We start from the raw sequence: 12253 nt of genomic DNA on the forward strand, positions 1-12253 counted from the left end.
CAACGAGTGATGGAGGTCACTGTTCCTCAATTAACCTACAATTTCAAGACCAGACACTAATTTGTAGTATTTATCGGACTTTCATCGGGCTTAATCCATACACATGGGACGATCTACGCATGGCCTCACTCCCGTTTCAGCAACTGCATGACTCGATGCTGGAACAACTGGGTCAGGACATCGTCAGTGGTGCCCTCGCGCCGGGCACCACGATCTCCGCGGATGAAATCGCAACCCGCTACGACGTGTCCCGCACAGTCATCCGGGAAGTCGTGCGAGTACTCGAATCACTCGGCCTCGCATCGGTGCGTCGACGCGTCGGAATCACGATCCTCGGATCGGAGCATTGGAACGCGCTCGATCCCACTGTCATCCGCTGGCAATTGGCCGGCCCCGGCCGGTTCGAGCAACTGTCGATCCTCAGCGAACTACGCTCGGGAATCGAGCCTCTGGCTGCTCGCTTGGCCGCGACCCGAGCCACTCCGCAGCAGTGCGGCGCGCTCACTGCGGCGGTGATCGGAATGTCAGCTACCTCACGGGCTGCAGACACCGACGCCTATCTGGGGCATGATTCGGACTTTCATCGCACACTGCTCGCAGCGTCCGGAAACCCCATGCTGCGTGCGATGTCACAGATCGTCGTCGAGATCCTCGAGGGCCGAACCCGCCACGCCCTGATGCCCCACGAAGCTGATCCGGAAGCCATTCACCTGCACGGAGTGGTCGCGTCGGCAATCCAGTCCGGTGACGCCGACGCCGCCGAAGCCGCGATGCGGTCGATAGTCGCGGAGTCCGCCGACGCCGTCGAAACCATGCGTACATCCGCGCCGCCGAGCACGACGTAAGTAAGCCGAGCCACAGACTCTGCCGATTTGCTCCGCAACCGCTCCGCAAGTGGAACGCTTGGAACCATGACATCACTCGCTACGCCCGAGAGCGCACTCTGATGGCCCGCCCGGTACGCGTCGTTGTACTCGGCGCAGGATCCTGGGGAACCACGGTTGCCGGGCTGGCCGCCCGCAACACCCCCACCTTGTTGTGGGCACGCAGTGCGGACACCGCTGACGAGATCAACTCCCAGCGCACCAACAGCAGGTACCTCGGTGAACGCAGGCTTCCGAAAGGCTTGAAAGCGACATCCGACCTGGTTCAGGCAGCGCGCGAGGCCGACGTTCTGGTCTGCGGCGTTCCGTCGCATGCCGTTCGTTCCACACTTGCCGAGATCTCCAACGAGGTTCGCGCGTGGGTACCGATCCTGTCGCTCGCGAAGGGTCTCGAACCCGGTACGCGTCAGCGACCCACCGAGGTGATCGCCGAGTGCCTGCCCGGACACCCTGTCGGGCTTCTCGCCGGACCCAACATCGCCAAGGAGATTGTCGACGGCATGGCCGCCGCCTCCGTCGTCGCGACGCAGGACGACCGCGTTGCCGCAGCACTGCAGCCACTCTTTGCGTCGTCGGTGTTCCGCGTCTATCGCAACACCGACGTCCTGGGATGTGAACTCGGCGGCGTCCTCAAGAACATCGTCGCGATTGCGTCCGGAATGGCCGACGGTCTTGGCGTCGGCGACAACACCCGCGCCATGGTGTTGGCTCGTGGGCTCGCGGAGATGACCCGGATGGGCGAAGCGATGGGCGCCAATCCACGAACCTTTGCCGGCTTGACCGGCGTCGGCGATCTGATTGCCACCTGCATGGCTCCCACCTCCCGCAACCGCCGGGTGGGCGAAGCACTGGCGCAGGGGCTGACAGTCGAGGAAGCCGTCGAGAAGCTGGGTCAAGTTGCCGAGGGCGTGAAAACCGCTCCGACGGTCATGGCTCTGGCCCGCGAGTACGGCGTGGACATGCCGATCGCGGCGGAGGTCGAGGCGGTCATCGCCGGCCGTCAAAGCGCCAACGACGCTTACCGAGGTTTGCAGAGGGTGGCTGCAGGCGACGAGGAAGACATCGCGTGATTAATATCTACAGGTATCTAGCCCATTAGCTAGATACCTGTAGATAGATCAATCGATACTCAAGCAATCACTGGACGCAGGATCCACCAACCGCCGACAGCCAGCACTCCCACGTTCACCACGAAGAACAACGTGACCCACACGATCGCGGGTATCGGCGAGAGTCTGGCCAGTTGATCCGCGTCGGAATCCGGCGCACCGCCGCGGCGGCTCCGCTGACGCTGCAGTTCGACGACCGGGCGGGGTCCGGCAAACAGCAGGAAGAGCGTCAAGAAGTATGCGGCAGCCACTTGCAGTTCCGCCGATCCCCACCAGACGAGAGCAAACAGCGCCGCCCCCACAACGGCAAGCGAGAACACTCCGTACAGGTTGCGGATCAACACCATCATCACCGCAACAACAAACAGTCCGATCCACAACACCAACACCGCCCGTTGCGCACCCAACAAGGCGGCCGCTCCCAGTCCGAGAATCGACGGACCCACATAGCCCGCGAACGTCATCACGATGACGCCGAATCCTGTCGGTTTACCCGAGGAGATGGCAACCCCCGACGTATCCGAGTGCAGCCGAAGACCTTTCAACCGTCGGCCGACCAGGACAGCAACAATGAGATGAGCGCCCTCGTGTGCGATGGTCACGACGTTGCGGGCAACCTGCCACAGGTGTGGTTCGAGGACGATCACCACGGCGACAAGCGCTGCCAGCGGAACTACCCAGGCTTGCGGAGCAGGGCTGATCGCCGTAACCCGATCCCACGCGGTCTCGAGCGCGTTCACTCTGCCTGCCCACGCAAGTAGCGGCCGAAGTGCGGCACCGTGAATCCGATCGAGCCGCGCTCCGCGGAGTAGATCAGTCCCTTCTTGATCAGCCCGTCACGCGCCGGCGACAACGATGCGGGCTTGCGTCCGAGTTCAACCGCGATCGCTGCCGTCGCCACCGGCCCGTCGTCACCGGACAGATCTGCCATGGCACGCATGTACTCCCGCTCTGCCGGAGTTGCTCTCTCATACCGTGATCCGAAGAACCCGACTGCCAATTCCTCCTCGGCCGTCGGAGCACCTACCCGCACATCGTCTTTCGTGATCGGACTCGACGCGGCCACATCCCACGTGGCTTTTCCGTAGGCCTGAACAAAATAGGGGTAGCCGTCCGCCGCGTCGTACAGAGCGTCGAGCGCTGCGTCTGTGAACTCGACATCCTCACGTGCGGCGGGTGCGATTAACGCCTGGTCTGCCGCATCACGTTCGAGTCGATCGATCCGGTGGTAGCTGAACAGCCGCTCCGAATAGCTTTTCGATGCCGACAACACTGCAGGCAGGTGCGGAAGTCCCGCTCCGACCACGATCAAAGGTGCTGCGTCCTGACTCAATTCGTGGCAGGCCCCACAGATCGCCGATACGTCTGCCGCACCGAGATCCTGCATTTCGTCGATGAAAATCGCGATACCGACACCGACGTCCCGCGCCAACGACGACGCATCCATCAGCAGTTCGACCAAGTCGATTTCGATGTCGCCGCTGTCGGCCCTCCCCTTGAGCGCCGGGGCGTCAATACCTGGTTGCCACCGCTCACGCATCCCCTTGTCTGCCGTCGCCCGGAGCGCAAACGATTTCAGAACACCGAGAAACTGCTCGACCCGCTCAGGATCGCGATGCGAGACCGCAATCTCCCGGACGGCCATGTGCAGGGCCGACGACAGTGGGCGTCGTAGGTCTTGGTCGGGGCGAGCCTCGATCTTGCCCGTCCCCCAGCTCTTCGAGATGGCCGCCGACCTGAGCTGGTTCAGCAGCACAGTCTTTCCCACACCGCGGAGCCCGGTCAGGACAACACTGCGTTCGGGTCGACCGCGGGCAATGCGCTCGAGCACGACGTCGAACGCGTCTATCTGCTTGTCTCGACCGGCCAATTCCGGCGGCCGTTGGCCGGCGCCAGGGGCATATGGATTGCGTACGGGGTCCATGCCCATCGACGGTACAAGTCAGCTAGCCGAATATGCCGTCATCTAGGGCGTGTCCTAGAGAGAACTAGTAAGCGCAATATCGGCGGGAGCTCGTCGGAGGAGTCCGCCAACCGTTGCCTTTGAGCTGACTGAAAAACTCAGTGTGGACGGCCTGGGTACTGCGAGAGCACTTTGTTCCGATACGCGCGGAACTCGTCGAAGCTCCCGGTGAGGGCCTGTAAAAGTTCGGCGGGGCTCTCCACCCAAGCCGCGTCGTCGAGTTCCGGAAGGTCTTCAGGCGCGTGGTTGCGCTGCGGCACAAGAAACGTCGGATCACCAGAGGGGTTGACGATCATGAAACCGGCGGCGACACACAGCTCGTAGATGAACGCGCACTCTGCAGCAGAAAGGCTGGCGTGGAAGATGCCGCCGCTCAAAGGATCGCCCTGGTCCAGTGGGTCGAGGTACAGGTCAGAGAACGATCGTCGAAGCTCAGAGGCTTGCCGTCGAGATCGAAGATCTCTCCTCCGTACCGGCCCGCAACGAGTTGCAGGCCACGCCGTTCGAGGAAGTCGGCGACGCCGCCGCGGTCGGCATCAACCTGCTCGTCCTGCTTGATGCGCATGAAGGTCAACGAGAAGCCCATGTCGGCACACTAACCCGAACGCGCCGACTAACCGGCGCATTCGATCACGACCTGGACCGCGCCTTTGTCGGCGCGGCGATGGCTGAGCCAGTACCCCCCGACATCCATTCGGTGAGCAGGGTTTGCCACGACCCGCAGTGGCAGCGCAGGTAGGTGACAGTCCCTTCGCTGGTCCGATGACGCGATTCGATTTCCCACCGGTGGATGCACCTGACGCTGGCAAGTTCTGTTTTATTCATACGACAACCATGATGTAATGCCATTATGCATCTCAACCCTTACGGCGAATATGCGGTGACTTTGGCCGCCGACCTGGCCAATCGCCATCCCCAGAACCTGAATGAACTCGTCGAACGTTGCGTCGAGGCGGGCATCATTCTCGATTTCCCCATTGCTGAGAAAGACCTCGGAGAGACGCTCGACCTCCTGATCGAATGGTCGAAAATCGTCGACGTCACAGATGAGAATGCCCGTGCCGAACTGGTGAACGTCATGTTGGAGCAAGCGTCGGCCTACCCGCGCATGACCAATCACGCGGGCGATGGCTGGCATCTGCACTACCGCGATCCACAGCAGTCGCTTGCCGAGGTCCTGAAAGCCTTGTTTTCAGTTGGGACGGCACTACACCTCGTGGGCCGCGGAATGCATCGTCTGGGCCGATGTTCCCTCGAGGAGTGCACCAACATCTATGCCGACACCTCACGCAACGGCAGACAACGGTACTGCTCCCCGACCTGTTCAAATCGAGACGCGGTACGACGCCATCGCGCGCGAACCTGAACTCGCTACGAGGTGGGCACGACTACATCTATGCCCGAGCCGCCTTGGAAGTCGAAGCTCCCGAGATTGGCGCCGAGGCTCTCGCTGTTGCTGCCGGTGTTGACGGCACTGCCGTTACCGCTACCCGAATCACTACTTCCGGCGGAGATCCGCTCCCAGGCCTCGATGAGATCGTTCACACTCTCGAACCCGAGACCTTCCAACGAGCCTGAAACACTTCCCGTTCCGAGCCCTTCGAAGAATCCGCCGACAACCACAACTTCGGGCAAGCTTATTGCCGGAAGCGTCGTGATCGGCGGAATGAGGCTCGGAATGAACACGCAGGCACCGACAACCGCGTAAACCCCGGTGGGAATATCGGTGACAGTCTTGGTCAGCTCTCGCTGCGGAAGGACTCCGAACAGATCACCGATGTTCGTAACCTGTGGATAGACAAGGACACCGGGATCGAGCAACGACGCCGGGTCACTGATGACGGCGGGCAGATTCCTGATATCGACAATCGCCGGTGTGCAGTTGATCAGGCTCAGTCGCGGATTCGGATTCTTGATAGTGAACGTAATGTTGTTGCCCGACACACTCACCGAGAGCGGGGGTGGCAATACAACCCGTTCTGCCGACGCAGCAGCCGGCGTCAGAAATGCCATTCCGATCGCCGCAGCGGACGCCAGTGCAATTCCGCTGAGAATTCTGGTGAATCCACGTGTGGCCATAACCTTCTCCGCTCAGCTGCCGAACAGTCCTGTGAGACTACCGGTATTGATGCCGCCGAGGGGACCGCCGATGATAACCACGGCGGGAGTTCCGATTGTCGGGGTGAGTCCACTTCCGTCGCGGAAGTCGACGCATCCGCCGACAACGGCGTACGTACCGTCGGGAAGATCAGGTGCAGTCTTGGTAACGGTCGAGCCCACTCCGACTCCGAAAAGCGTGGATGGATCCGAAACATCCGGATAAACAACAACATTCGGATCGAGTAGTTTGCCGGGCTCCTGGGCAACAGCCGCCGCGTCCGCCGCGTTCAGGACAAATACCTGGCACCACGAGGTGATCGTCGTGTTGGTATTGCGCACCGTCAGCGTCAGGTCGTTACCGTCAACCGAGTACGACACCTCGGGAGCCGTCGTTGCTGCCGACGCGACTGCCGGGTTGATCAGCACCCCGACACCGAGCGCTGCCGCTGCTACAGCGACGGTCCCGACTACACGACGAACTGCACTTCGGCGCTGTATCTGCATTGACATCCCTCTCGATCACGTTCGACGGCATCCAGCAAAGGGTAGAACCACCCATCCCGCCGGGTCGTTCGAACCGCCGGAGTCGCATGGACCGAAGGCAGATCAAGGACCAATGTCCCGCATGCGGTTACACCCGAGTCGCCACTGCGCCGCGAACCAGACCACGACGCTCGAGGATGGGACGAACTCCCTCACCGAACTGGTAGGTTTCCTCGAGATGCGGATAGCCCGACAAGATGAAGTGGTCCAACCCGATTGCCGCGTATTCCGCAATTCTGTCGGCAACTTCCTCGTGCGAACCGACCAGAGCGGTACCCGCACCACCGCGCACCAATCCGACTCCCGTCCACAGGTTGGGCGCAATTTCCAGTGAACGCGCACCGATGCCTTCCCGGTATGCGGATCCACCGCCATGCAGTTCGTTCATCAGGCGCTGGCCCTCCGAATTCGACCGGGCGAGGTTCGCCTGCGCACGCTCCACCGTCGCCGGATCCAGAGCGCCGAGCAGACGATCAGCCTCAGCCCAGGCTTCTTCGGCCGTGTCACGACTGATGACATGCAAACGAATTCCGTAATCGAGCCGCCGCCCCTGGATCTCCGCCAAGTCCCTGATCCACGCGATTTTCGCGGCAACAGCAGATGGTGTTTCACCCCAGGTGAGGTAGGTATCGGCAAAGCGCGAAGCGACGGTTCCCGCAGCGGGCGACGATCCGCCGAAGAAGACGGGCGGAACCGGGTCCGGAAGGCGATGCAGCTCAGCATTTTCCACGCTGACGTACTCGCCGGAGAAATCGACCGGACCGTTGCCTGCCCACAGTTGACGGACGACGTCGAGGTACTCGCCGCAACGCGCGTAACGCTGATTCTTGTCCAGGAAGTCGCCGAACGTCCGCTGCTCGTAGTCCTCGCCGCCGGTCACGACGTTCAGGAGCAACCGTCCACCTGATTGCCACTGAAATGTTGCTGCCATCTGAGCTGCCAACGTCGGACTCGTCAGGCCGGGCCGCAGAGCGACAAGGAATTTCAGGGTTTCAGTGGTGTCGATCATCATCGCCGTCGTCAGCCAGGCATCCTCGCACCAGGCTCCCGTGGGAGTGAGGACTGCTTCGAAGCCGTTGGCCTCGGCTGCGGCGCCGATCTGATTGAGGTACTTCAGTGTGGCCGGTCGATCTCCGGACATGCCACTGCCGTGGCCACCGGCCATCAGATTCCGGGAATCGCCATAGGTGGGCAGGTACCAGTGGAAGCGCAAGGACATGGCAGTTCCTTCGGATCGACAACAACAAACAGGGGCAAAGACTCCATTAGACCGTTCGAGCGCGCCCGGCAACAGGGTTGAAATCGCGATGATTCTTACCGTCAGCCACCGCACATATACAGATATTCGTTAATCTTGTGAATTTTCTAGATACGGATAGAAACACCGGTCAAAGGCAAATTTATCGATACGCGATCGCATCGGATACATCCGTGTATCGTTTAGGAAACCAGCACAAGGAGGTACCGATGACGGATGTTGACACCTCCCCTACAAAACGTGTCACTAAACGTCGAGGTCAAACGCGTCAACGACTTCTCGACGCCGCCGCTGAGGTTTTTGGCGACCAGGGATTCGGACACGCAACCGTCGAGCAGATCTGCGAACGAGGCGGATACTCACGTGGCGCCTTCTACTCCAACTTCGACTCCCTTGATCAACTGTTTTTTGCCATGTGGGAACAAAAGTCCGCCGCGATGCTCGCTGACCTGAAGTCAGCCACCGCCGCAATCAGTACCGACTCCCTCGACATGACTGCCGTCGTCGGACGGATTGTTTCCGTAGTCCCGGTAGACGCGCAGTGGTACCGGATCAATGCCGAGTTCACGGCGCACGCACTCCGCAACGATGCACTGCGAACTGCAGTGGCCGACCGCGAAGACGCGATACTCCAGACTTTGCTTCCCCTGGTGCAGTCCGCACTCGGTGACGTCGGACGGCGCATCGTGGGAGATCCGACCACATTGGGGCGCGCCCTGGTCGCGGTTCACGACGGCACCAGCGTGCAGTGCCTGGTCGATCCCGACACCGACGCCGCGTTTGCCCTTCGCCTCGACATCTTTACTCGAATCCTGCTGTCCTACACCGAACCAATCCCGACCCACCAATCATCAGAGGAGTCCCCATGAGCGAGCATGCCGACGTCATCGTTGTCGGGGCCGGGCTTGCCGGCCTTGTCGCCACCTACGAACTGACCCGGGCGGGACGCAAAGTCCTTGTCGTAGAACAGGAAAATGCAGCCAACCTCGGCGCTCAGGCGTTCTGGTCACTCGGTGGACTGTTCCTCGTCAACAGTCCGGAACAACGCCGACTCGGCATCAAGGACTCACTCGACCTCGCCATGCAGGACTGGATGGGTACCGCGGCCTTCGACCGGGATCGTGAAGACCACTGGCCCCGCCAATGGGCAAAGGCGTACGTCGAATTCGCGGCCGGCGACAAGCGTCAGTACCTGCACGACTTGGGGCTTCGATTGATGCCCAACGTCGGCTGGGCCGAGCGCGGCCGCGGAATGGCTCTCGGACACGGCAATTCAGTACCACGATTCCATCTCACCTGGGGAACTGGCCCCGGCGTCGTCGACGTGTTCCTGAGCCGAGTGATCGCCGCCCAGAAACGCGGACTGGTCACGTTCAAGCACCGCCACCAGGTCGATCAACTGGTGGTCACCGACGGCGCTGTCACCGGCGTCCGCGGCACCGTTCTGGAACCTTCCAACAACCTTCGCGGAGTTGAGAGTTCCCGGACCCCGGTCGGCGAATTCGAGTTCGCCGCACAGGCTGTCGTGGTGACCTCCGGCGGAATCGGCGGCAACTACGAGCTGGTGAAGAAGAACTGGCCGGAACGACTCGGCAAGGCGCCGAAGCACATGCTGACCGGCGTACCCGCACACGTCGACGGACGGATGCTCGAAATCACCGAATCCGCGGGCGGAAACATCGTCAACCGCGACCGCATGTGGCACTACACAGAAGGCATCCAGAACTGGAATCCCATCTGGCCCAACCACGGAATCCGCATCATCCCCGGACCGTCGTCGATGTGGTTCGACGCTACCGGCAAGCGTCTGCCGGTACCCAACTTCCCCGGGTTCGACACGATGGGCACCTTCAAGTACATCCTCGACAGCGGCCACGAGTACACCTGGTTCATCCTCGATCAGAAGATCATCGAGAAGGAGTTTGCCCTCTCGGGATCGGAGCAGAATCCGGACTTCACCAATCGAGATTTCAAGCTCCTCCTCGAACGCATCAAGAAGGGTGCACCCGGCCCTGTCGAAGCCTTCAAGCAGAAGGGCGCGGACTTCGTGGTGCGCAACAACCTTCGCGACTTGGTAGACGGCATGAATGCCCTGACCGACACGCCACTACTCGATTTCGAGGACATCGAGCGCGAAATGATCGCCCGCGACCGCGAGGTAGACAACAAGTACAGCAAGGACTTCCAGGTCACCGCCATCCACGGTGCCCGTAATCTGCTGGCAGACAAAATCGTGCGCGTCGTTGCTCCGCACAAGATCTTGGACCCCAAGAACGGCCCACTGATCGCTGTTCGTCTGCACCTACTCACCCGAAAGACGCTCGGCGGCTTGGAAACCGATCTGGACTCGCAAGTGATCAAGGCCGATGGCAGCGTCTTCGACGGCCTCTATGCAGCTGGTGAGGTTGCCGGCTTCGGTGGCGGTGGCGTCCACGGGTACAGCGCCTTGGAGGGAACCTTCCTCGGTGGCTGCATCTTCTCGGGCCGCGCGGCAGGCCGAGCGCTGGCCCGAGACCTGTAGCGAGCTGGTGACGCCGGCCTCGAGATCGTGCGACCTCGAGACCGGTGCTCTACAACGATGTCCCGAACAGCATTCCGAGTAGATATGTTGCCGCCGCGGCGCCGTAACCGATGGCAAGCTGACGGAGCGCCCGCTTGAAAGGCGGCCCGCCGGAGAGCAGTCCGACAACAACGCCGGTGCCCAGAAGGGCGATACCCACCAGCAGCGAAGCCACGATCAGCGCCGTCACACCCTCCAGCCCGAACAGGTACGGCAGCACGGGAATGATTGCGCCGGAAGCAAAGAAACAGAAGCTGGCGGCTGCAGCTCCCAAGCCGGTGCCGACAGACTCGTGAGCGTCTTCGACATCTGCCACACCGAAGTTGTTGTGCTTCAGAACCTCCGCCGCTCTCACTTCGGCTTCTTCTGCCGTCATACCGCGGGCTCGGTACACGAGAGCCAACTCGTTGGCGTCGACGTCGAGCAATCTGACGGCATCGCGCGCGTCGGTACCTGGAGTGGACGCTTCCAACAGTTCACGTTGCGAGCGGACGGAAACGTATTCACCGGCACCCATCGACAGTGCGCCGGCAAGCAGTCCCGCCATGCCGGTGAGCAACACGATCTGATTCGAGACACCACTGCCACTGATACCGAGAACCAGGGCCAAGTTACTCACCAGACCGTCGTTTGCGCCGAACACGGCCGCGCGGAAGGTCCCCGAAAGCCGATTGCGCCCACGAGTTGCCAGCGCGCGCACCACTTCTTCGTGGATCTTCTCGTCGGCACCCATCGAGGCAGTTGCATCCGCGTCGTTCGGGTAAGGCGATCGGGTCTCTGCACGTTGAGCGAGCGCAAGAACGAAGACCGAGCCGAATCGTCGGGCGAGGAACCCGAGGATACGAGTGCGTATGTCGCCGGGCATCGGCTTTCCGACATGTTCGCCGAGGAGGGCACGCCAGTGTGCCTCGTGCCGGCCCTCAGCTTCGGCGAGCGCAAGGAGGATCTCGCGTTCCTCACCGGTGCGCCGCCCTGCGAGGTCGCGGTACACCGCGGCTTCTGCCTGCTCGTCGGCGAGATAGCGTCGCCAACGCTTGATGTCTCGCGGGTCGGGATCAGGCCTCGCGTTCGGAACTGTCGGCATCGAATCTCCTCACGTTCGGCAGGTGAAATAGGGCACTCGCTTGCCGCATTCCCGCACATCCCAGCCCTGATTCGGATATACCGGACACACATGTCGGCTGGCCGGAGGAACGAACCATGAATCCCACAGTAATACGTCGGATCGTCCTACTCGCGGCATCGCTGACCGCAATTGCCCTCGTCAGCGGTTGCGGATCCGACAGCTCCGACACAGCCACCAGCACTACTGTTCCCACCACTACCTCGGCGCTACCGACATCCGCAGCGCCCGGCCCGGCTCCGGCAACAACTACGCACGCGACCCACTCGGCAGCATCGAGTACACAGGTCAGTCCTGAGAACTGCACGGTCGCAGAACTCAGCGTCACCCTCGGACAGGCAAGCGGCGCCGCCGGTTCCACCGAACTACCGGTGGTGTTCACCAACACCAGCACGCGAACCTGCACCCTCGACGGCTTCCCCGGCGTTTCCTACGTAACCGGCGCAGACGGCAGCGAAGTGGGCGCAGCGGCAACGCGCACTGGCTCCGGATCAGCGGTCTCCCTCGCACCGGGTTCCACCGGAACCGCCTTGGTTCGCGCCACCAACGTCGAGAACTATCCAGCCGACCAGTGTGGTGTCACCGACGTCGCCGGACTACGTGTGTACCCGCCCAACTCCTACGATGCGGTGTTCCTCCCCTACCCCACCGAGGGTTGCTCGATGACCGGCGCGAACATCAATCAGCTGAGCGTCGCACCGGTCACCGGCTGA

The 12253-nt window shown here is 61.7% G+C and carries 14 protein-coding genes; 6 read left to right on the forward strand and 8 right to left on the reverse strand.

Annotation, left to right across the window (positions count from 1 at the left end):
• Positions 1-119 precede the first annotated feature (119 nt).
• On the forward strand, positions 120-845 hold the full coding sequence (locus FEZ60_RS27460; RefSeq protein WP_172937579.1) for an FCD domain-containing protein: 726 nt from the start codon (positions 120-122) through the stop codon (positions 843-845).
• 101 nt (positions 846-946) lie between these two features.
• A complete protein-coding gene (locus tag FEZ60_RS27465; RefSeq protein ID WP_092804301.1) occupies positions 947-1954 on the forward strand; it encodes an NAD(P)H-dependent glycerol-3-phosphate dehydrogenase in 1008 nt (335 codons plus the stop codon).
• Positions 1955-2013: 59 nt separating this feature from the next.
• On the opposite strand, the gene FEZ60_RS27470 is transcribed toward FEZ60_RS27465, so the two are convergent.
• The 4 genes from FEZ60_RS27470 to FEZ60_RS32710 form a co-directional block, all read right to left on the reverse strand.
• Positions 2014-2733: a M50 family metallopeptidase gene (locus tag FEZ60_RS27470; protein WP_045065287.1), complete on the reverse strand. Its 720-nt coding sequence runs from the start codon at positions 2731-2733 to the stop codon at positions 2014-2016.
• On the reverse strand, positions 2730-3917 hold the full coding sequence (locus tag FEZ60_RS27475) for an ATP-binding protein (protein WP_033233842.1): 1188 nt from the start codon (positions 3915-3917) through the stop codon (positions 2730-2732). The genes FEZ60_RS27470 and FEZ60_RS27475 overlap by 4 nt, the downstream gene beginning before the upstream one ends.
• Before the next feature lie 137 nt (positions 3918-4054).
• A complete protein-coding gene (locus FEZ60_RS32705) occupies positions 4055-4333 on the reverse strand; it encodes a hypothetical protein (RefSeq protein WP_242484875.1) in 279 nt (92 codons plus the stop codon).
• Entirely contained in the window at positions 4330-4542 is a 213-nt protein-coding gene (locus tag FEZ60_RS32710; protein WP_242484876.1) for a hypothetical protein, read from the reverse strand. Before FEZ60_RS32710 ends, FEZ60_RS32705 begins: the two co-directional genes overlap by 4 nt.
• A 264-nt stretch (positions 4543-4806) precedes the next feature.
• On the opposite strand from FEZ60_RS32710, the gene FEZ60_RS27485 reads away from it, so the two are divergent.
• Positions 4807-5322 carry a CGNR zinc finger domain-containing protein gene (locus FEZ60_RS27485; protein WP_033233491.1) on the forward strand — a complete coding sequence of 172 codons (516 nt, stop codon included), beginning with the start codon at positions 4807-4809 and terminating at the stop codon, positions 5320-5322.
• A gap of 5 nt (positions 5323-5327) precedes the next feature.
• Here FEZ60_RS27485 and FEZ60_RS27490 read toward each other — a convergent pair whose 3' ends face one another.
• From FEZ60_RS27490 to FEZ60_RS27500, 3 genes are all read right to left on the reverse strand, one after another.
• Positions 5328-6035, reverse strand: a complete 708-nt coding sequence (locus FEZ60_RS27490) for a hypothetical protein (protein WP_092804307.1) — start codon at positions 6033-6035, stop codon at positions 5328-5330.
• Positions 6036-6047: 12 nt separating this feature from the next.
• Positions 6048-6560: a hypothetical protein gene (locus tag FEZ60_RS27495; RefSeq protein WP_172937580.1), complete on the reverse strand. Its 513-nt coding sequence runs from the start codon at positions 6558-6560 to the stop codon at positions 6048-6050.
• 127 nt (positions 6561-6687) lie between these two features.
• The gene (locus FEZ60_RS27500) at positions 6688-7818 is read right to left on the reverse strand and encodes an LLM class flavin-dependent oxidoreductase (protein WP_033233493.1); all 1131 of its coding nucleotides are present in this window, start codon (positions 7816-7818) and stop codon (positions 6688-6690) included.
• A 248-nt stretch (positions 7819-8066) separates the two neighbouring features.
• Between FEZ60_RS27500 and FEZ60_RS27505 the strand changes: the two genes are divergently transcribed.
• Both FEZ60_RS27505 and FEZ60_RS27510 read left to right on the forward strand, forming a co-directional pair.
• Positions 8067-8726, forward strand: coding sequence for a TetR/AcrR family transcriptional regulator (locus FEZ60_RS27505; protein ID WP_172937581.1), 660 nt, complete (start codon positions 8067-8069; stop codon positions 8724-8726).
• Entirely contained in the window at positions 8723-10378 is a 1656-nt protein-coding gene (locus tag FEZ60_RS27510; protein ID WP_172937582.1) for an FAD-binding dehydrogenase, read from the forward strand. Before FEZ60_RS27505 ends, FEZ60_RS27510 begins: the two co-directional genes overlap by 4 nt.
• A gap of 49 nt (positions 10379-10427) precedes the next feature.
• On the opposite strand, the gene FEZ60_RS27515 is transcribed toward FEZ60_RS27510, so the two are convergent.
• On the reverse strand, positions 10428-11501 hold the full coding sequence (locus FEZ60_RS27515; RefSeq protein WP_172937583.1) for a VIT1/CCC1 family protein: 1074 nt from the start codon (positions 11499-11501) through the stop codon (positions 10428-10430).
• A 116-nt stretch (positions 11502-11617) separates the two neighbouring features.
• Between FEZ60_RS27515 and FEZ60_RS27520 the strand changes: the two genes are divergently transcribed.
• On the forward strand, positions 11618-12253 hold the full coding sequence (locus FEZ60_RS27520) for a DUF4232 domain-containing protein (protein ID WP_172937584.1): 636 nt from the start codon (positions 11618-11620) through the stop codon (positions 12251-12253).

Source organism: Rhodococcus sp. MS16 (assembly GCF_013277795.1).
GTDB lineage: Bacteria > Actinomycetota > Actinomycetes > Mycobacteriales > Mycobacteriaceae > Rhodococcus_F > Rhodococcus_F globerula.